Below are 20,752 nucleotides of genomic sequence, written 5' to 3'. Positions count from 1 at the left end.
GGCGTACACGCCTCGGCGCGCACCCGGCCGCCTCGCGCTCACCATCCCCGTCCACGGCCCGCTTGCCCCGCCGGCGCCCCGCCCACGCCCCGCCCACGCCCCGGCCGCTCCAGCGGCGCGACGCTGCTGAACCGGTACGTCCCGTGGCGACGACGGGGTGGGGGTGACGGCGGGGGCGAGGCACTTGCCGGAGCAGGGGGCGGCGGGAGCCCGGCGAACGGAACCGCTCAGGGCTACGGCACCACGACGATCTTCCGGCCCTGCCCCGCCTTGAAACGGTCCAGGGCCTGCGCGTACTCCTCCAGCGGCAGCCGGTCGCTGATGAAGACGGACGGGTCCAGGACGCCGCCGGCGAAGAGGGCCGCCGCGCGCTCGTAACTGTGCAGGACGGCCATCGAACCGGTGATGGTGATCTCCTGGTTGTAGATCTTGTACGGCTCGATGACCGCGGTCGTCGCGTAGTCGGCGACCCCGAACTGGAGGAAGGTGCCGCCCTTCGCGACGCGGCCCAGCCCGTCCTGGATCGCGGCGGCGTTGCCGGTGGCGTCGACCACGAGGTTCCAGCCCCGCGGCCGGTCCAGCTCGTCGGCGTGCGCGGCCGCCGCCGAGACGCCCAGCGACCGCGCGGTGGCCAGCCGCTCGGGGTTGACGTCGAGGACGTCGACGCTGACGGCCCCGGTCCGCTTGGCCAGCTCCAGCATCATCAGCCCCATGGTGCCGGAGCCGTAGATCAGCACCTCCGCGCCGAGGGTGCTGCGCAGCACGTCGTAGCCGCGCACCGCGCAGGACAGCGGCTCGATGAGGGGGGCGTCCCGTACGTCCACATGGTCGGGCAGCTTCACGCAGTTCGCGACGGGGGCGACCGCGTACTCGGCGGCGCCGCCCGCGACCGTGACGCCGATCGCTCCCCACCGGTCGCAGAGGTTCCCGCGCCCGGCCCGGCAGTACTTGCACTCGTGGCAGTACAGCGACGGGTCCACTGCCACCCGGTCGCCGAGGGACAGCTCCGTCACCTCGCTACCGAGGCCGACCACCTCGCCCGCGAACTCGTGACCGGGCACCACGGGCAGCACCGGGGCGAACTCGCCCTGGAGGATGTGCAGATCGGTGCCGCACAGCCCGCACGCGGCGACGTCGACGACCACCTCGCGCGGCCCCGGAGCGGGGTCGGGGAGCTGCGTGATGGATACCTTGCCGGGCGCCTCGATGAGCGCAGCTTTCATTTGACCGCTCCTAGCGAAAGGCCCTGGACGAGCTTGTCCTGGGCGGCGAAGCCGGCGACGAGCACCGGCAGGGACACGACGACCGACGCGGCACAGAGCTGGGCGAGGAAGAGGCCCTGGCTCGTGACGAGACTGGTCAGGAATACCGGGGACGTCTGGGCGACCACCCCGGTCAGGACCCGGGCGAAGAGCATCTCGTTCCAGCTGAAGATGAAGCAGATCAGCGAGGTCGCCGCGATGCCGGGACCGGCCAGCGGGGCGACGATGCGCACGAGGACCGTCGGCAGCCCGGCCCCGTCCATATGGGCCGCCTCGATGACCGAGACGGGAATGTCGGCGAGGAAGGACTGCAGCATCCAGACGGCGATGGGCAGGTTCATCGAGGTGTAGAGGATGACGAGCAGCCAGACGTTGTCCAGCAGCCCGGCGTTCTTCGCGAACAGGTAGATCGGCAGCAGCCCGGCCACCACCGGCAGCATCTTGGTGGACAGGAAGAAGAACATCGCGTCCGTCCACTTGCGGACCGGGCGGATGGAGAGGGCGTACGCGGCGGGAAGCGCCAGGACGAGGACGAGGAGGGTCGACATCAGGCTCGCCGTGGCCGAGTTGAGCAGGGCGGGCGCGGGGTCGGCGCCGCCTCCGGCGCCGAAGAACTTCCGGTAGCCGTCCAGGGTGAGCGACGCCGTGAGCGACGGCGGGTTGGTGGCCGCGTCCGGCTCGGAGTGCAGCGAGGTGAGCAGCATCCACAGGACGGGCAGGCAGAACATGATGCCCGCCAGCCAGGCCAGCAGGCCGAGCGCTGCGGAGCGGCGCCGGGCGCGGCGGGCCATGGGCGGCAGGGACGTGGCGAGGGTGGTCATGCCTGGTTCCCTCCTTCGCGGAAGAGGGACGAGACCACGCGCAGCGCGAAGGTCGCGATCACGATCGTGCCGATCACGACGAACACCCCGGCGGCGGAGGCCATCCCGTACTCGTGGGCTCCGTAGAAGGTCTGGTAGATGGTGTACGGGAGGTTGGCGGTGCCCAGCCCCCCGGAGGTGATGGTGAACACCGCGTCGAAGTTCTGCACGACGTAGACGGAGCCGAGGAGGATGCCGAGCTCCAGGTAGCGGCGCAGATGCGGCAGGGTCAGATAGCGGAACATCTGCCAGGCGTTCGCGCCGTCCAGCCGGGCCGCCTCCATCATCTCGGCGGGCCGGCTCTGCAGCCCGGCCAGCAGGATCAGCATCATGAACGGTGTCCACTGCCACACCAGCGCGGTCTCGACGGCGACCAGCGGCATGCTGGACACCCAGTCGGGCTGCGCCGGCGAGGAGTCCCCGAAGAGCCCGGCGACCCAGGTCCAGGCGCCGTTCAGCAGCCCGTACTCGGGGTTGTAGAGCGCGTGCTTCCACAGCAGGGCGGCGGAGACGGGCACGAGCAGGAACGGGGTGATGAGCATGGTGCGCACGAAGCCCCGGCCGCGGAACTTGCGGTCCAGCAGCAGCGCGAGCAGCAGCCCGACCACCACGGAGACGATGACCACGGTCGCGGTCAGCAGGATCGTGGTGAGGACCGACTGGCGCAGATCGGCGTCGGTCGCGGCGGTCACGTAGTTGTCGAACCCGGCGAAGCGCCGGGCGTCGGGGGCGAGCGCGTTCCAGTTGAAGAGCGAGATCACCAGGGTCGCCACGAACGGCAGCTGGGTGACCACGATCAGGAACACCAGGGCGGGCAGCAGCGGGGCGCGCCTCGCCCAGGCGCGCCGTCCGCCGCGGCGGACGGGGGCGGGCGGGCGCGGCGGGTCGCCGACGGTCCGCGGGGAGTCGTTCACGGCAGTGGTCACCGGTATTTCCCTCCGGTCTTCTCGGCCAGCGCCTGCGACTTCTTGAGGGCCTCGTCGACGGACTTGCGGCCGGCGATGGCGGCGCTGATCTCCTGCGAGACCTTCATGCCGAGGTCGGTGAACTGGGGGATGCCGACGAACTGGATGCCGGGCGCGGGCCGCGGCTGGACGCCGGGGTCGTTCGGCCGGGCGGAGCGGATGGCTTGCAGCGTGACGTCCGAGAAGGCCGACGCGGCCTTGACGTACGGGGGTCGCGCGTAGGTGGAGGCGCGCCGGCCCGCCGGTACGTTGGCCCAGCCGCTCTTGGCGCCGACCAGCTCCTCGTACTTCTTGCCGGAGGCCCAGGAGATGAACTTCCAGGCGCGGTCGGTGTTCCTGGACGCCTTTTCCATGCCCCAGGCCCAGGTGTAGAGCCAGCCCGAGCTCTTCGTACGGTCGACCGGCGCCGGTACGTAGCCGATCTTCCCCTTCACGGGGGAGTCGGCGGCCTCCAGGGAACCGGCGGCGGAGGTGGCGTCGTACCACATGGCCGTCTTGCCCTGGGTGAGGTTGTTGAGGCACTCGGCGAAGCCGGACTGCGCGGCGCCGGCCTCGCCGTGGGAGCGCACCAGGTCCACATAGAACTTCGTCGCCTTCTTGAACTCCGGGGAGGACAGCCGCGCCTTCCAGTCCTTGTCGAACCAGGTGCCGCCCATGGTGTTGACGACGGTGGTCAGCGGGGCGATGACCTCGCCCCAGCCGGGCAGGCCGCGCAGGCAGATGCCCTTCATGCCGCTGCGGGCGCCGTCGGCGCGGGCCGCCAGGTCGGCGACCTGCTGCCACGTCGGGTGGCCGGGCATCTTCAGCCCCTTCTGGGCGAAGACGTCCTTGCGGTACATGAGGAACGACGATTCGCCGTAGAAGGGCTCGGCGTAGAGCTTGCCGTCCTCGGCGGTGAGGGACTGGGTGAGGGGGCGGAGGATGTCCTTCTGGTCGAAGGCGGCGTCCTTGGCGACGTAGCTGTCGAGGGGGTGCAGCCAGTCGTTCTTCGCGAAGAACGGGACCTCGTAGTTGCTGATGGTGGCGACGTCGTACTGGCCGGCCTGGTTGGAGAAGTCCTGGCTGATCTTGTCGCGTACGTCGTTCTCCGGCAGCACCGTGAAGTTGACCTTGATGCCGGTCTCCTTCGTGAAATGGGCCGCGGTGAGCTTCTGCAACTCGATCATCTGCGGGTTGTTCACCATGAGCACGTTGATGGTGTCGCCGCCGGAGCCGGTGCCGCCCGCTCCGGCGCACGCGGTGCTCGTGGCGAGGAGGGCGGCCGTGACGGCGGCCACGCGTATGCGTGTGCCGCGGCCCCGGCGTCGGTGCTGAAGGGGCATGGAGCCTCCTGGCATTCGGGCGCGGGTAGGAGAGGTGAAGGGCGGTGCTGTGGACGGTGGGTGGTCACACCCGGATGACCTGAGGGCCCAGCAGGGTGTAGCGCTGGGCCTCGGCCGGCGGCAGACCGCTGTCGGTCACGATGGCCTCGACGTCGCCGACGTCGGCGAACCGGCAGAAGCTGACGGCGCCGAACTTGGTGTGCACACCCGCGAACACCCGTCGCCGGGAGCCGCGCACCGCCTGCGCCTTCACCTCGCTGACGGCCGGGTCGGGCGTGGTCAGGCCGTGCTCCCGCGAGATCCCGTTGGCGCCGATGTAGGCCAGGTCGATGACGAATCCGGCGAGCATCCGGGTGGCCCAGTGATCGACGGTCGCCATCGTGCCGCCGCGCAGCCGGCCGCCGAGCAGCAGGACCGTGGCCTTGTCGGCGTCGGCCAGGGCCTGTGCGACGGCCAGCGAAGCGGTGACCACGGTCAGCGGCCGGTCGCGGGGCAGCGCCCCGGCGATCAGCTGAGGGGTGAAGCCCTCGTCGATGAACACGGTCTCCGCGTCGCTGAGGAGCCGGGCGGCGGCAGCGGCTATCCGGGTCTTCTGCGGCACGAGCTGGGTGGTGCGGACGGCGAGGGTGGTCTCGAAGCCGGAGCTCTCGACCGGATAGGCCCCGCCGTGCGTACGCCGGACCAGCCCGTGTTCCTCCAGTACGTGCAGGTCCCGGCGGATCGTCTCCTTGGCCACCTTGAAGTCGGCGGCCAGACCGGTGACATCGACGCCTCCGGTCCGCCGAGCGAGTTGGAGGATCCCTCGTCGGCGTTCCTCGGTGTTCACGGCACTCTTCCCTGCGATCTGCTGTGAGCGGTGCCCGATCGGGCACCTGGCTTGTTTGTACAAGCGCCGGGGGGACCGTGAACAGGGTGTCCGTGAGGATGATGGGGCCCGCTTGCGCCCGTTTTCCGGTGGGCATCACCACTGGTCAGCGGTGCGGCGATGGTTCCGGCGAGTGAAGCGGCGGCCCCGCTTGAGCCAACGTGAGCCCGTTTGCCGCCCGTTCGGGCATGCGCGGCTGCCCGGCGTGCCGGCGCCCCGGGGCCGTGGTGTCCGGTTCCGGGGCGCCGTCTTCTCGTGCTGTGGAGTGCGGGGTGCGGGGTCGTCGGAGGCGGACGGGCGGGAGGTGCGGTGGCGAGCCCGTCCGGGCTCCGGGCCCCTCGCCGGGCCCTACCGGGTGAGGGCGCAGTCAGCCCGTACCCTCTTCTTCGGGTCGCTCTCCGAGCGGGCGTCGAGAATGACGCGGCCGTGCCGCGCGGCGTCCGGCCGGGCGGCCACGGAGACCGGGACGGTGACGGTCTTCCCCGCCTCGGCGGTGGTGAGGCGGTTGGGCAGCCAGGCGGACCAGCCGCGGGCGGCGCTGGTGGCCGAGAGCCGGTAGACGTCGGAGGACAGGTGCGGGGCGCTGCCCGCGCCGCCGGTGTTGGTCAGCGGGAACGTGCACACGGCGCGGCCCTTGGCGGGGGAGCCGTGCGCGGTGCCCCGGCGCAGACCCAGGCCGCGGCGCTGCGGGCCCGCGCCGTCCAGGGACTTGACGGCCACGGTGTAGCTGAGCACGCCGGACGCGTCGCGCTTGAGGTCGAGGACGTAGAAGTGCAGCCGGTTGGCCTTGTCCACGTACTCGTAGCTGCTGCCGGAGTCCGCGCCGGCGTGGAAGAGGGCGTCGCTCAGCTGCCGGTAGTCGCCGATGGTGATCTTCTGCTGGGTGCCGTCGGGGCGCTTGAAGTCCACCATGCCGATGTCCTCGGGGTGGGCGTCGATCACCCACGCGAAGGGGGCCCGGTCCTTGTCCTTGGTCTTGGAGAGCAGGACGCCGTGGTCCGGGGTGAAGGAGTCCATGCCCATCCGGTCGACGACCTCGACGGTGTAGTTGTCGTAGCCGCCGCCGTCGCACAGCGGGTCCGTCGCCGGGGAGCAGGCCGGCGCGCGGTCGCCGCCCATGGTGATGTTGACGCCGGACAGCCCCTCGTCGCCGGGCGGCGCGGAGCGCGCGGTGACCCGGGCGACGGCGGGGCCGGAGGCCGCCAGGGCGTCCCGGTCCAGGCGCAGGACGTTCTTCTCGTCGACGATGCCGAGCTTGAGTTTGTCGCGCAGCACGTGCTGGGAGCCCATCGTCGCGCCCTCGGTCGCCGGGATCCGCCAGCGGGTGTGCGGGCCGCCGGGGCCGTTGAAGGAGCCCCGCGAGAGCATGCTCCAGATGCCGGTGTACGCGCGTCGGGGCGGCGAGCCGTAGGGGTTGTTGTAGTTGTCCGCGATGCCGAGGATATGGCTGAACTCATGCGCGTACACGGCCATTCCGGAGCTCTCGGCCTGGGTGGAGGAGCCGTCCTCGGCGTTGGGCCAGATGCGGGCGGCGGCCTGCCAGGAGGTCCACGGCACGTAGCGGGTGGCGGCCGCGTTGCCGCCGCCGGCGATCGGCGACGGCGGTCCCCAGGCGGCCGGTACGTCCTTGGGGTCCGCGAACTTCATCTGGCCGAACTCCTGCCAGGCCGCGGACTCGTCCTGGCCGGCGGTGAGGTAGAAGACGAAGTCGAACTCCTTGGTGCGGTCGGCGCCCACGTCGGCGGTCCAGGCGCTCTTGCCGTCGGCCCGGATGTCCTTGCCGCAGGCGTCGCCCACCGGGCAGGCGCCGGGGTTCATCGACTTCTCGATGCCGTACTGGTAGGACTTGAACGGCATCCGGTACGTGCCGAAGCCGGTCAGGTCGACGCCGATGCGGCCGCCGGAGTCCTCCATCCAGTACTCGTTGATGGTGTGGCCGTGGTTGAGCTTGCCGGGCTTGTTGAGGAAGTCCTGGTAGAAGCGCGGCAGTTGGGCGCGCGGCACGTTGGAGGCGGTGCGCTGCGGATTGCCGAACAGGGTCGACCCGGCCGGCTTGCTGACCGTGAACTCCTCGTCGGGGTAGTCCAGCAGGACGAGAGCGCCCTTGAACGTGCGCCGGGTCGGCGCGGCGCCCGGATCGGCCCAGTGGGCGCCCGGGACTGCCCGGTAGTCGGCCCAGGTCATGTCGTCGGGGTTGCGCCAGTTCTGGGGGTCGATGGGGCGGGCGAGCGGCGACCGGTCCGGGGGAGCGGGGTCGGGGTGGGCTCGCGCGGGGCCGGCGGCGAGCGCTGCCAGGAGCCCGAGGAGGAGGAAGACGATGCCCGGGCGGCGGATGGGGCCGCCGCGCATACGGGCCCGTCTGCGGGGGAGGAACAAGACACACCTCTTGTCGGTAATCTTCAACAAGGACATGACAAGCGAACGGACGGCGATTCCTGCCGCTGCCAAGGTAAGGCGGGGGCGGAGGGGACACCAGAGGGTCGCGAGGAGTCGAAGGGGACCATGACGGACACCGACCGGCACGGCCACGCGATGTCGCACACCGGCCCGCGGGCCCTGGCCCACTACGAGAACGCGCTGGGGGCGCTGCTCCTCTTCCGCGGCGAAGTGGCCGACGAGTCGCGGGCGCTCCTGGACGCCTCGCCCCACTCCGTCATGGGCAACGTCCTCGCGGCCTACCTCGGGCTGCTGGGCACCGAGGAGAAGGACGCCGCCGCCTCCCGGGACGCCTTCGCCCGGTATCAGGAGGCCGCCCGCCCCGACGCGGCGACCGCGCGCGAGCGCATGCACCTCGCCGCCGCCACCGCCTGGCTGGCCGGTGACCTGCACCGGGCCGGAGCGCTGCTCGGCGAGATCACCGTGGAATACCCGCTGGACGTCCTCGCGCTGGCCGCCGGCCACCAGATCGACTTCTTCACCGGCGACGCGGCCCGGCTGCGCGACCGCGTCGGCGGCGCGCTGTCCGCGTGGTCCGAGGGCGACCCGCAGTACGGGCAGGTGCTGGGCATGTACGCGTTCGGGCTGGAGGAGACCGGCCACTACAGCCGCGCGCAGCAGACCGCCCTCGCGGCCGTCGAGCGCGACCCGCGCGACGTATGGGGCATCCACGCGGTCGTGCACACCTACGAGATGCAGGGCCAGTTCGCGGAGGGCATCCGCTATCTGGACGCCCGTACCGACGACTGGGCGGCCGGCAACTACCTGAACGTGCACAACTGGTGGCACTACTGCCTCTTCGCCCTGGAGTCCGGCGACACCCGGCGGGTGCTGGAGGTCTACGACGCCGTGCTGCACAACGACCGTTCGCAGGGGCTGGCGATGGAGCTCCTCGACGCCTCCGCCCTGCTGTGGCGGCTGCTGCTGGCCGACCACGACGCCGGCCCCCGCTGGGCGGCGCTCGCCGACGCCTGGGCGGCCCGCCAAGACGCGCCCCACTACGCCTTCAACGACGTGCACGCCGTCATGGCGTACGTCGGCGCGGACCGCGTAGCCGACGCCGAACGCCTCGTACGGGACCGGGAAGCCTGGCTCGCCGACGCACGGCCCGGCGTGACCAACCACGCCATGACCGAGCGGATCGGACTGCCCGTGTGCCGGGCCCTGATCGCCTACGGGCAGCGGCGGTACGGGCACGCGGTCGACCTGCTGTCCCCCGTCCGCCACCGCCTGAACGACTTCGGCGGCAGCCACGCGCAGCGGGACGCGGTGCAGAAGACCCTGCTGGAGGCGGCCCTGCGCGCCGGGCGCGCGGGCATGGCCCGCACCCTGGTCAGCGAGCGCATCCACCTGCGCCCGGTCTGCCCGTACAACTGGCTGGCCCAGGCCCGCCTCGCCGACCGGATGGGCAGGGCCGCGGAGGCGGCAGCCGCCCGCGTACGGGCGGCGGAACAGGCTTCTTCGGGGGCGGCGGCGTTGGCGGGCTGAGGAGCGGGGCGGTTCGAGGCGGCTCCCGCGCGCGCCCCGTACGCGCCGTATGTCTCATGCGTTACGGGCGCCCCGCCTCTCCTGCCCGCCCCACCCGCCTCTGCGCCTCGACCGAATCGTGACCCGTTAGTCATGTACATGAGTACTCATGGAGCGAGTCGGCTGCTATCCCTGTGGTGTCCCATCCCCCCACCACCGGAGAAGGCACTCCCATGCGTTCGATGAGGTTACTGTTCGCCGCACTCCTGGCGTTCGTCGCCATGGCCGCCGCCACATCCCAGGCGCACGCCGCCCCGCAGAGACACACCGCGGCGGGGAAGTACGTCGCCCTGGGCGATTCCTACGCGGTGGCCGTCGGCACGCGGAAGTACGACAACCCCGATGACGCCTGCCGCCGCGGACCGCTCGCCTACTCGCGGCTGTGGCACGCCGCGCACCCTTCCGTCGCATTCGTGGAGGCGTCGTGCTCCGGCGCGACCACGGCCGACGTCGACAAGTCGCAGACCGGATCGCTGACTTCGGACACAAGCCTGGTGACACTACAGGTCGGCGGGAACGACGTCGGGTTCGTCGACGTCCTGACGCACTGCATCCTCACCGTGGACGACAAGGACTGCCTGGCCGGGGTCGAGGCCGCGAAGCAGGCCGCCACGGGCAAGCTGTCGCCCGCCCTCGCCCATACCTACGCCGCCGTGCGCAAGGCCGCCCCGGCCGCGAAGGTCGTTGTCGTCGGATACCCGCGCCTCTACACGATCGGCGGCGACTGCGGCATTCTCGGACTGAGCGACACCGAGCGCAAAGCCCTGAACTCGGCGGCCGACACCCTGGCCGACATCACCGCGGCGCGCGCCAAGGAAGCCGGTTTCACCTTCCTCGACGCACGCCCGGTGTTCGACCCGCACACGCTCTGCTCCGGCGCGTCGGAGTGGGTGACCAGCCTTGAGTGGAACAAGCTGAACGAGTCCTACCACCCGAATGCCGATGGGCACCGGGACGGATACTTCGCGGCCCTCAACCGCATCACCGGATGAGGCCGGTGCCCGGATAGCCGGTCGACTGGGAGGGCGCCCGCCGCTATTGGCGGCCGCCTTCGATCCGGCCCTGGCCACGGCTACGGCCACGGCCACGGCTACGGCCTCGGGGAACATCGGTACAGCGGTTAGCGGTGAGAACGATCTTGTTCAGGGTGTGAGGGCGCTGACCCTGTTCTCGTACTCGCGGCGGGCCTTGCGCTGGGCCGGGACCGCGGGAAGGTCCTGGCTGCCGTCGAGCGGCTGGCAGCGGGCGAGGAGCCCTCGGTGCACGGCGGGGACGGCGCTGACGCGCAGGGTGTAGCCCTGGCCGCGCCGTACGGTCGTCCCCTGGTCGAGCGCGGCACGCTCGGCGGGCTCCAGATCGGTGGTGCGGAGGTAGTCGGCGACCTTGCCCGGCATGTCGAGGGTGACCGGCAGCTCCGGGGCGGGCGCGTCCTCCTCGCTGGCGGCGTGGTCGGGCAGGAGGTCGGCGACGGCCGTGCGGATGGCGCCGCGGCTGACCCGGTGCTCGCGGGTGAGGGCGGCGATGGAGCGCCCTTCCAGGTACGCGGTGCGTACGTCGTCGGTTTTCGCGGCCGCCACCGCGGGGCGGCACCCTCCCTTGCTGCCCTTGGCCTCGGCGGCGCGCAGCCCGTCGTACGTCAGCTCGCGCTGGAGGTCGCGCTGAAGTTCGCCGGCGGCGGCGAGGGTCTGCACCATGAACTTCACGGTGGACAGCAGTTCTCCGGTGCGCGGGTGGCGGGCGGTGAGGTCCATCGCGGAGAACGCGCCGTCGTGGATGCGCAGCGCGACCTGGTCGCGGTGGAGGACATCGAGCACGTCGAGGATGTGGCCGGTGCCGCGTACGAGGCGGAACATCTCGGAGATGTGCACGGTGTCGCCCGGCCGTGCGTACGTCAGCAGCTCGCGGAACTTCGGGCGCTGGAGGGGGTGGAGGCGGCTGGAGGTTCCCGGGTCCTCCTCGAAGACGACCGGGTCCTCGATCCCGGCCTCGTCCAGGACGAGGTTCTGCCGGGCGGTGGACTGCTGGTCGGTCGAGACTCGCTTGTAGACCAGGTTCGCCACCGAGGGGCCCCTTCCGTACGGAGGATCGGACCCTACCTGTCGTCAAACCCTGTCAGCAATCACCATCGGATCTGATTGGATTCACGGCGCCGCGAACCCCCGGATTGCGGGGCTTCATTGGACGCGTCGACCGCCTGTCGGCAAACGATCGTTTGACGACAGGCGCTGACGGAGTCAGGTTCAACGATGCCCGTCTGGACGACCGGCCGGTTGTGGGGGACTGCTACGCACGGCTGCTGCCATGCTCGTCGCGCACTGAGCGACGACAGGGGTGGGGGAGAACCGCAGGTTCTCCCCCACCCCTTGCCAACTCCACTGCTTCAGCGGCGTCGCCGGGCCCTGATCACGAGCATCACGGTCAGAGGACCGACGACGAGTCCGATGACTGCACCGATCAGAGCCACAGTGCCAGCGCTCATTTCAGAGTCTCCGCTTCCGATTCTGTGATCACTTGAGCAGCTGGGTCATGGTGGACGTGACTGCCCCGCCAGCCACACCGGCAGCACCGGCCCCGGCTGCTCCGATCAGGCAGCCTCCAAGAGCACCAACCGCCGTGCCGCCGGGGCCTGCTGCAGTCCCGACGATGGCGGCTGTCACCGCACCGCCGACGCAGCCTGTCACAGCACCGGAAACCGCTCCGATCAGGGTGTCGATACCGAGGTCCTTGAAGCTGAAGAGCCCGGTGGGGTCGATGCGGTTGACGGGGTCGCCTTCGGCGTAGAGGTAGGGGTTCTTTTCCTGGCCGGAGGGGTCGGGGCTGTTGAAGCGGCCGATGTTGGGGTCGTAGTAGCGGGCCGCGAAGTGGTAGAGGCCGGTGGGGTCTTGGTGTCCTCCGGCGAAACGGTAGGGCTGCTTCACCTGCTCCGCGGAGATGGAGCGGGTGACGCCGCGCGGGCTATAGGCGTAGGTGTTTACCTTCGTGCCCGCTTCGTCGGCGAGCGCGACGACGGAGCCGATGGCGTCGGTGAGGTAGAAGTACGCCTTGCCCCCAGTCGTCATGGAATTCAGAGTGCCCCCGGCTTCCCGGTTGAACCCCATGTCGACGCCCCCCGTGGACTGCGCGGACAGGCCGAGCGGGCCGTTGTGGAAGGACGTGTCGCCGAGCTTGATGCGCTCGGACTGGTCGGTCGAGCCGTACTGGCCGGCATAGGTCTTGCCGCCGACGGTGAGGGAGGTGAGCTGGGAGAAGCCGTTCCACGTCTCGCCCGTGCGTGTGCCCTCGACAGTGGATGCTCCGGCGGTTTCGTGGCCGGCCTTGTCGTAGGACCAGTTCGTCGACGAGCTGTTCTTCGCGGTGATCTGGCTGGCGTCGTTGATGGTGTAGGTGGTGCCGCGCGGGCAGCCCTTCTCCACGCCCTGCGAGGTCAGGTTCCCGGCAGCGTCGTAGCAGTACTGCCACGAGTCGTTGACTGTGGTGCCCTTCGTCTCCTCCGCGTAGGAGAAGCGGCCAGCGCTGTCGTAGCTGTAGGCGGTCTTCAGACCGGCGACGGCGTCCGTGCGGGAGCGGATCTTCGATCCGTCCTTGGTGGTTCCGGAGACCGTGTAGGCGTAGCTGTAGGTGAGGTTGACCAGGGTGCCCTTGGCCGAAGTCGCCTTGATCGCGGTGGGCCGGTCGGACTTGTCGAGCGTGACTTCCTGGATGATGTTGCCGGGGTAGGTGGTCTTCTTGCGGGTGTCGTTGTTGTTGTACTCGTACTTCGTCACCCGGCCTTGCTGGTCCTTGAGTTCCTTGAGGTTGTTCGCGGCGTCGTAGGTGTAGTCGACCAGGCCGGCGGGGTCGCGGTAGGTGTCGACGTTGCCCGCGGGTGTGTAGGTGAGCTGGGTCTGCGCGCCGTTTTGCAGGGTGCGGACCGTCTCGCGCGACAGCGGGTCGAACTCGTACTTGATGGTGCCCGTCGCGTCGTCGCGCTGGCGCAGGTTGCCGTCACCGTCGTAGTGATAGGTGACGGTCGTGGTGCCGGTCTTGACCTGCTTGACCCGGTCACGGTTGTCGTAGGTGGTCTCGACGAGGGTGCCGCGGCCGTCGGTGACGGTCTTGGGCCGACCCAGGTCGTCATAGGTGAAAGTGGTGACACCCAGCGGGGCGGGCGGGGTGACCTTGTCGAGGTTGCCCTTGGTGTCGTAGTGCAACGACGCCACCTTGCCGCGGGCGTCCTTGGCCGTGCAGCGCTGGCCCTCGAACCCACCGCAGGTCGGGGTCGCCTTGTTGTACGTGAACGTCTGCGTGCCGCCGCCCGTGCCGGTCACCGCCACGGACTCGGTGTTGCCGGACGTGTCGTACTTGTAGTCCGTCTTCTCACCGTCCGGGGTCGTCAGGGAGCCGGGAAGGTCGGAACCGGCAATGGTCTGATAGCCGGTCATGGCAGCCGTTGCCCCGGTGGGCAGTTTCGCCGAGGTGGGATTGTTGCGCCCGCCCCAGCCGTAGGCGGTCACGTTCCCGCCCGTCCCACCGGCGCCCATGGCGTCGGTGGCGGTGGCGACGTTGTTGTTCGCGTCGTAGCTCTTGGATCGCTCATGGCCGAGCGGGTCGGTGGTCTTGGTGACCTTGCCCTCCGCATCGTGCTCGTACTTCGTCGCGTGCTGCTCGGGGTCGGTGACCGTGGTGGTGCCGGCCGAGTTCGGCGTCGCATTCGAGTACCCGTAGGTGTAGGTGGGGCCGGTGTGCCCGGAGCCGTTGAACTCGGTGGCCCGCAGCATCGAGGTGACCCGGTTCTGGCCGTCATAGGTGAAGACCGTGACCCGCCCCTCCGGCGTCGTGATCTTCGTCAGACGACGGGAGGAGTCGTACTCGAAACTGGTGGCCTTGCCCTCGGTGTCCGTGGTCTTGGCCAGGTCACCTGCCGGGTTCAGGTCGAAGACCGCGGTACGGCCGGTGTGGTCCTTGGCCTGCCACTGCGACGCATCCGTCTTCACCAGATCCACCCAGCGCCCCGAGCGGGTCTCGGTGACCTTGAAACCCCTGTGCTCAGCGCCGCCATCATGCTGGGTGATCGTGATCTCGCCCTTGTTGCGGTCGGTCACCTTCGTGAGCGTGCCGTGCTCGTTGTAGATGTCCTTCGCCCCGCCCTTGCGGGTGGTCAGGGTGTAGGTGCCGTCCGCGTTCTTCTTCAGGTCCTTGGAATAGCCCTTCGGGTTTTGTACGTGCCGTCCGCGTTCTTCGTGAACGTCAACGACTCACTGGTCGCGTCATAGATCACGACTTCGGTGTCGGTGATCTGCGCGTAGCGCTCGTAGCCCTGCCACCAGCGCTGCGACACCTTCCCCCACGGCGCATCAAGGGAGTTGTAGGTCCGCGTCGACTGCAGTTTCTGTCCCACACCGGCGACGTCGAAGTCGGTAGCGGCCAGCATCAGGTTGCCGGTCGAGTAGTTGATCCGCGCCACCAGCGAATCGGTGATCCGGAAATCCGTGATCTCGTGGAACGGGACATCGCCCTGACCTTCGGGCACATAGGCCAGGGGTGCTGCCGCGCGGGCTGCGGATTCGTCGGTGCGGGTGGCACGGCGCTTCTGTGCAGCGCGCCAGTCCGCCCGATCCCCGGACAACGCCGCTTCGGCGCGCGAGGCCACCGGCTTCGTCTTGCCCACCTTCACCTCGGGCGAGGCGAACCGGGGCGCATCCTTACCCCACGCCGAACCCGGCTCATCCGCCGCCACGGCGCCGGAGGCCGGCAGCAGCGTCAGGGCCAAAGCCCCTGAAGCCAGAGCCGCGATCGCGGCGAGATGTGAACGTCTGCGGGCACGCGAAAGACGCGTGCCCAGGGCACGTCTGTTCAAGACTTCCCCCACAGGAAGACAACCCGCAACCCCAGCGGTCACGAAGAGCCCACAAGCAACCACAGAAACCACACAAGCGGCCTGTCTTGCCCCCTAATCGCAGGAGTCAAACACTCAGGAGTCGGCCCCTCCCCATGTGTAGACAGGGGTGGCGAGTCCGCGCAGAAGGGTCATTTAGATGGCGCCCATTGGCCAATTCGGGCGTCTGTACGCACGAAGTGTGGCGCAATGCTTTCGATCCCGCGAGGCCGAATAACAGGCCGCGAACCAGCCCCGGAAGTGACCGAACCGAAACCAAGATCATTTCTTAGCATTCAATCCTGGAGCATTACCGGCGGGACCCTCACCGCCCTGGTCGGCCACGACTAATCCGGCTCGTCCCCGTCGTCGTCCTCGTCCAGCTCGGGCGCGTCCGGGTCGCGCAGCGGTCGCAGGGCGCCGGCGGCCGGGGTGGAGGCGGTGAAGCTGTAGCGGCCGAGCAGGTTCAGGTTGCGGTGCTTGAGCGGGGAGAGGCGGGCGATGTCTTCGTCGCGGATCTCGTGGCCCTCGGCGCGGAGCTGGGCGACGGCGGCGTCGATGTACTTCGTGGTCCAGAGCACGATGGCGTTGAGGACCAGGCCGAGCGCGCCGAGCTGGTCCTCCATGCCGTCGCGGTACGCCTGGTGGATGGTGCCGCGCTTGCCGTGGCACACGTCCCGGGCCAGCTTGTGGCGGGACTCCTGCACAGTGAGCTGCCGGTTCATCTGACGGCGGTAGGTGTCGTCCACCGGGTCGACGACCCGCAGCAGGTGCTCGGTCTTGGCGATCCGCCCGTACTCCGCGAACGCCGCTCCGAGCGGCGTCGGGCGCCCGTCGCGGCCGAACATCCGCAGCAGGTCGTAGGCGCGGACCTGGTTGGTGACCAGGGAACCGGCGACCTTCAGCATGTCCGGCCAGTGCGTGATCACCTTGTTAAGGTTCACGCGGTTGCGAGCCAGGTCCTCCACCGCACCGTACGTTCCGGTCTCGACGCCGGGCAGGGTGGCCCGCCAGAACCGCTGGTCGTCCAGGTCGCGGAACCGGGGGCTGAAGTTGTATCCGAGGATCTTGAACAGGCCGAACACCATATCGAAGTACGAGGCGTTGTCGGTCGCCACCATCTCCGGCTTGACGCCGCCGTCCAGGTTCAGCAGCGCGTCCAGGATGTGCAGGGAGTCGCGCGGCGTGCCCGGGACGACCATCTGCCCGATGCCCGCGACCTGGTCGTTGACCGCGTTGAGCCAGGTGATGCCCCGCTTGAAACCGAAGTACTTCGGCGAGGGGGCGGCGTTGATGGTGCGCACCGGCACCTGGAAGCGCAGCCCGTCCACGGAGGCCAGCAGCCCTTCCCCCAGAACTGGACGATCGGGATGTCGGCCTGGGCGGCGATCAGAGCGGCGTTCGCCGCGGCGATGGTGTCGGCGCGCAGGTAGTACTGGTCGACGTGCACGAGCCGGGCCCGGGTCAGCGCCTCGTAGCCGGGGTTGACCACCGGGGCCATGCCGATGTTGCACGCCTCGGACACCAGCAGCGCGACCACCGAGGTGGGCAGGTCCTTCATCCGGGTGGTGCCGTCGCCGAGGTGTACGAAGGCGTCGAGGAAGCCGGTCCAGGCGTTCACCTCGAACAGCAGGTCCGGCAGGTCGATCTTCGGGAGCATCTTCTCGACCCGCTTGCGCAGCCAGGTCAGGGACTTCGGCTCGCCGAGAGCACCGAGCTTGTCGACGTTCAGCTTCACCCGCCCGTCGTCCTGCACCTCGACGGAGACCTTCGCCGCCGGCCCCGCCTCCTCCAGACGTTCGGCGAGCTGCTTCCATCCGGCGTCCAGGCCGCGCACCAGCTCCGCCAGGTGCTCGGTGACGGGCATGTCCAGGCTCAGGGCCGCCAGGACGTCCTCCTCGACCGCGTCCCAGTCGGGCCCGTCCAGCAGGCGGGCGCGCGGGTCGGACCAGCGGTGTGAGGGCGCGGCGAACACGTCGCGGTTGTTCAGGGCCCGGTGCAGCTGTTCCAGCACGCACACCACGTACGCGTCCCGGTCGGCCGCGCCCTGCGGCAGGTCTGGGTTGGCCTACACCGCCTTGCGCCACGCGGGCGGCACGAGCTTGTCGTCCACCTCGCGCGGCAGCAGCGGCTTGATGCCCACCTTCCGCCGGGCCAGCGCCGGAAGGCCGCGCACCCCGGCCAGGACCCGCTTGCCCGCGCTCGCCGCGTCCAGTGCCTTGGACTCGCCCAGCAACGCGAGGAACGGGCGCACCGTGGCGTACCGGTTCGTGAGCGCGGCCCGCATGGCGACCTCGGCCGAGTTTTCGTCCTCGGGCACGAGCGAGACCACCGTGGCCGCCGCGGTCATCACGGCGGCGCGCGGGGCGACCTCTTCCACCGCCGCCCACAGCGCGACCACGTCCAGGTCCGCCTTCTGCTCCTCGACCAGCTCCAGTTCCTCGAACAGCACCTTCGCCGCCCGCGCGAGCACCCGTGACGCCTTCTCCAGCTGCGGCAGCGTCGACAGCCGCTCCTTCTCCGCCTTGCGCTTCGCCGTGTTCAGCAGGCGGGTGGCCATCAGGACCTGGAACAGGTCCAGGGCCTCGTCGATGGCCTTCGCCTCCAGGTGCCGCATCACCGCGGTGAGCATCGCCGTGCGCTTCGGCTCCGCCGCCCGCTCCAGCAGCGGCGCCTTCGACCCCAACGCATACCGGGCCAGCACCGCCATCCGGTTCGGCGGGATCTGCGACAGCCTCAGCCGCCCGAGCCGGTACGCGCCGATCTCGTCCACCCGCTCCAGCGCGCGGGCGAACGCCGTCCCGGTCGTCCGCGTCGGCGGCCGGCGCAGCCGCTCCAGCTCCGAGAACCGCGAGCCCTCCGGCGTCTTCAGCGTCGCCACCAGATCCCCGGGCAGCGCCGCGTCCGCGCGGCGGGCGGCGCCCGCGACGGTGGCGTGCAGCCGCTTCTCCGCGACCGTCCGCGCCTCCGCCACCTGCCGAACCAGCACGGATACCCCAGGCAGCAGGACCCGGTGACGGCGCAGCCAGCCCACCGCGTGGTCGAACAGCGCCTTTGGGCCCTCGGCGAACGTCCCGTACGCCTCGGCCTGCTCATCGCTCAGAAATTCCACCGGCACGAGCCGGACCGTAGCCAGCCCCGGACCGGGCCCGGAGGCGTTTCACCGAACCCCAGCGGCGAAGTGGATCACTGTGCTAGGCGGCCATGATCGTTCTCACCGATAACCCCTGTACCGATGTTCCCCGAGGCCGGGCTACGGCTACGGCTACGGCTGTTCGGCCCCGGCTGCTGCGCCCCGGCCGCTCGGGGCGCTCACCCCGTCGCCCGTACGCTCACCGCCCGCGTGCCCGCCGTCCGTGCGCCGACCTGTTCGAGGACGTCCGCTGCCGCCCCCGCACCGCCCGCCGCGCGGAACGAGTCCCCGATCGCCTCGGCCGCCGCACGATGGCCGCCCGCCGGATCGAGTACGGTCGCGACCGCCGCGCCCAGGCCCCTGGCGTCCACCCGGCTGAAGCGCACCCGCACCCCCGCCCCCGCGTCCACCACCTGTCCCGCCACGATCGGCTGATCGTCGCGGATCGGCGCGAGTACCAGCGGCACCCCGTGCCACAGCGACTCGCACACGGTGTTGTGGCCGCCGTGGCAGACGACGGCGTCGACGCGGGGGAGCAGGGCGAGTTGCGGTACGTACGGCCGTACGAGAACCCCGGGCGGCACCGAGGCCCCGGCGAGCGTACGGCCGGGGTCGACGACGATGCCCTGTACCCGGTCGCGCGCGGCGTCGAGCGCTGCCACCGCCTCCGCCAGGAACCGGCCGCCCGCGTCCGCGTTGGCCGTGCCCAGCGTGACGAGCACCGCGCGGCGGCGCGGGTCCAGTTCGGACCAGGGGAACTCGGGCGGGGAGGGCCTGGCGGCGATGGCCGGGCCTACCAAATGCAGCCGTCCGGGCGGAAGTTCGGAGTCTCCGAGCAGTGCGCGGCCCGTGAAGGCGATGATCCCGTGCGGGGAGAACCGGGGGTCGGTGCGCTGCGCCGGGTCGCCGATCCGCTCCCGCAACGCGCCCAGCAGACCGTTCAGCCAGGCGGCCACCTTGGGCAGGGCGGCCAGCGGGTCGACGAGTTCGGCGGAGGTGGTGGCCGAGGTGACGTACAGGATGCCGTGGCGCTCGGCGACCAGCGCCCCCGCGACGGCGTGCTGGTCGGTGACGACCACATCCGGCGCGAATGCCTCGATCGCCGCCTCGACGCCGGGCGCCATCAGCTCGGCCAGCGGAAGGAAGAACTCGGTCCACAGGAACCGGAACGCCGCCGGACCGGTCAGCTTCGGCGGCCTGCTCAGCTCGCCGCCGGGCAGCGCGCAGCCGAACACCGCGGCGTCCGCCCCCGCGAGGCCCCGGAGCAGGTCGGCATGGCCTGCCCAGGCCACCCGGTGCCCGCGTGAGCGGAGTTCGTCCGCGACGGCGAGCAGCGGGTTGACGTGCCCGACCAGCGGAGGGACGACGAACAGGAAGCGGCTCACGGCGCCGCCGCCCCGGACAGCGCGTGTTCCCGCACCCAAGCCAGCAGGAGTTCGCGGGTCTCGGCGGTGCGCTCCACCAGTACGGAGTGCCCCTGATCCGCCAGTACCACGGTCCGACAGGCCGTCAGTTTCCGCTCCAGGTCGGTGACTTGCTCGGAGAGTCCCGACTCGTCTCCGAAGACCGCGAGCAAGGGGCAGCCGATCGCCCGTAGGTCATCGTCGATGACCCGGCCCGCCGGCACGTCCTCGGCCAGCGTCGTGGTCTGGAGGATGCGGTTGGCGGCGCGGGAGAGCCGTGCCGTGTGCGCGCCGTGCTCGGCGTGGATCCAGCCGATGACCTCCTCGCGGGCGAGCCGGTCCTTCGCGTCGGCCAGCCCGGCGGCCATGTGCCGGGTCCACTCCGCGACCGGGGGCTCGGACTCGATCATGGTCACGGTCGCCACCCGCTCGGGGTGCCACGCGGCGGTGGCGGCCGCGACCGTACCGCCGAATGAATTGCCCACCACATGCGCCGGCCGCCGCTCGCCGAGCGCGTCGAGCAGCGCGATCAGGTCGTCGACGAAGCACTCCAGGCGGTAGCCGGTGCGCGGGCGATCGCTGCGGCCGTGCCCGCGCAGGTCGTACATGAGCACGTCGATCCCCTCGGCGGCGAAGGCCGGGCCGAGAGTGAAGTAGTAGCTGGCCAGGCTGTCGGTGAGCAGGCCGTGCACGAACACCACCAGCGGCGGCCCGCCCTGTCCGACGGGGGGCCGATAGGCGGCGTCGAGGCGCTGGACGTGCGTGGTGATCCCGCCGGTGAGGATCTTGGCCATGGGGATCAGCCCTGTTCGGAGGGGACGGCGGAGGCGCGCAGCGACTCCACTACGTAGTCCGCGAGTTGACCGATCGTCAGCGCGATGATCTCGTCGAGTTCGAGGTCGGCGATGAACGCGGCGAAGTTGACCCGGTCCCCGTAGTGTTCGCGCAGCGCTCCGGAGAGCCCCACCAAGTCGATGCTCTCCAGTTCGAGGTCGTCGTGGAACGTGGTCTCCCGCGCGATCTCGGCGTCGTCGAGCCCGTACTCCGCCAGCAGCTCCCGCAGCATGCCCGCGATGTCCGCCAGTACGGACGCGGCGTCGATGCCGGGACCGGCGTCGGTGTCGA

General features: G+C 70.5%; 12 protein-coding genes and 2 pseudogenes. 2 read left to right on the top strand and 12 right to left on the bottom strand.

Going from position 1 to position 20,752, the window contains the following annotated elements:
- Positions 1-233: 233 nt before the first annotated feature.
- The 6 genes from AC07AB_RS13370 to AC07AB_RS13345 all read right to left on the bottom strand — a co-directional run bounded on the left by AC07AB_RS13370 (position 234) and on the right by AC07AB_RS13345 (position 7,623).
- The gene (locus AC07AB_RS13370) at positions 234-1,223 is read right to left on the bottom strand and encodes a zinc-dependent alcohol dehydrogenase family protein (RefSeq protein WP_478564837.1); all 990 of its coding nucleotides are present in this window, start codon (positions 1,221-1,223) and stop codon (positions 234-236) included.
- Positions 1,220-2,083: a carbohydrate ABC transporter permease gene (locus tag AC07AB_RS13365; protein ID WP_478564834.1), complete on the bottom strand. Its 864-nt coding sequence runs from the start codon at positions 2,081-2,083 to the stop codon at positions 1,220-1,222. The genes AC07AB_RS13370 and AC07AB_RS13365 overlap by 4 nt, the downstream gene beginning before the upstream one ends.
- The gene (locus tag AC07AB_RS13360; RefSeq protein ID WP_478565433.1) at positions 2,080-3,036 is read right to left on the bottom strand and encodes a carbohydrate ABC transporter permease; all 957 of its coding nucleotides are present in this window, start codon (positions 3,034-3,036) and stop codon (positions 2,080-2,082) included. The genes AC07AB_RS13365 and AC07AB_RS13360 overlap by 4 nt, the downstream gene beginning before the upstream one ends.
- A gap of 8 nt (positions 3,037-3,044) precedes the next feature.
- Positions 3,045-4,409 carry an ABC transporter substrate-binding protein gene (locus AC07AB_RS13355; RefSeq protein ID WP_478564831.1) on the bottom strand — a complete coding sequence of 455 codons (1,365 nt, stop codon included), beginning with the start codon at positions 4,407-4,409 and terminating at the stop codon, positions 3,045-3,047.
- Positions 4,410-4,473: 64 nt separating this feature from the next.
- Positions 4,474-5,235, bottom strand: coding sequence for a DeoR/GlpR family DNA-binding transcription regulator (locus AC07AB_RS13350; RefSeq protein ID WP_478564828.1), 762 nt, complete (start codon positions 5,233-5,235; stop codon positions 4,474-4,476).
- Between the two features lie 387 nt (positions 5,236-5,622).
- Positions 5,623-7,623: a M6 family metalloprotease domain-containing protein gene (locus AC07AB_RS13345; protein WP_478564825.1), complete on the bottom strand. Its 2,001-nt coding sequence runs from the start codon at positions 7,621-7,623 to the stop codon at positions 5,623-5,625.
- Positions 7,624-7,776: 153 nt separating this feature from the next.
- On the opposite strand from AC07AB_RS13345, the gene AC07AB_RS13340 reads away from it, so the two are divergent.
- Positions 7,777-9,198 carry a tetratricopeptide repeat protein gene (locus tag AC07AB_RS13340; RefSeq protein WP_478564822.1) on the top strand — a complete coding sequence of 474 codons (1,422 nt, stop codon included), beginning with the start codon at positions 7,777-7,779 and terminating at the stop codon, positions 9,196-9,198.
- 221 nt (positions 9,199-9,419) lie between these two features.
- Complete coding sequence (locus tag AC07AB_RS13335) at positions 9,420-10,229, top strand: SGNH/GDSL hydrolase family protein (RefSeq protein ID WP_478564819.1); 810 nt, start codon at positions 9,420-9,422, stop codon at positions 10,227-10,229.
- A gap of 150 nt (positions 10,230-10,379) precedes the next feature.
- On the opposite strand, the gene AC07AB_RS13330 is transcribed toward AC07AB_RS13335, so the two are convergent.
- From AC07AB_RS13330 to AC07AB_RS13305, 6 genes and pseudogenes are all read right to left on the bottom strand, one after another.
- The gene (locus AC07AB_RS13330; RefSeq protein WP_478564816.1) at positions 10,380-11,297 is read right to left on the bottom strand and encodes a recombinase family protein; all 918 of its coding nucleotides are present in this window, start codon (positions 11,295-11,297) and stop codon (positions 10,380-10,382) included.
- 447 nt (positions 11,298-11,744) lie between these two features.
- Positions 11,745-15,010, bottom strand: a pseudogene (locus AC07AB_RS13325) (RHS repeat-associated core domain-containing protein).
- A 428-nt stretch (positions 15,011-15,438) separates the two neighbouring features.
- A pseudogene (locus tag AC07AB_RS13320) lies at positions 15,439-18,164 on the bottom strand (Tn3 family transposase); the annotation flags it as partial.
- Positions 18,165-18,403: 239 nt separating this feature from the next.
- Positions 18,404-19,609 (bottom strand): glycosyltransferase, encoded by a 1,206-nt coding sequence (locus tag AC07AB_RS13315; protein ID WP_478564813.1) that lies wholly within the window; start codon positions 19,607-19,609, stop codon positions 18,404-18,406.
- On the bottom strand, positions 19,606-20,421 hold the full coding sequence (locus AC07AB_RS13310) for an alpha/beta fold hydrolase (RefSeq protein WP_478564810.1): 816 nt from the start codon (positions 20,419-20,421) through the stop codon (positions 19,606-19,608). Before AC07AB_RS13310 ends, AC07AB_RS13315 begins: the two co-directional genes overlap by 4 nt.
- 5 nt (positions 20,422-20,426) lie before the next feature.
- Entirely contained in the window at positions 20,427-20,693 is a 267-nt protein-coding gene (locus tag AC07AB_RS13305) for an acyl carrier protein (RefSeq protein WP_478565430.1), read from the bottom strand.
- Positions 20,694-20,752 lie beyond the last annotated feature (59 nt).

The organism is Streptomyces sp. NPDC044033 (genome assembly GCF_056434425.1).
This window is presented reverse-complemented; position numbering and strand designations above follow the sequence as displayed.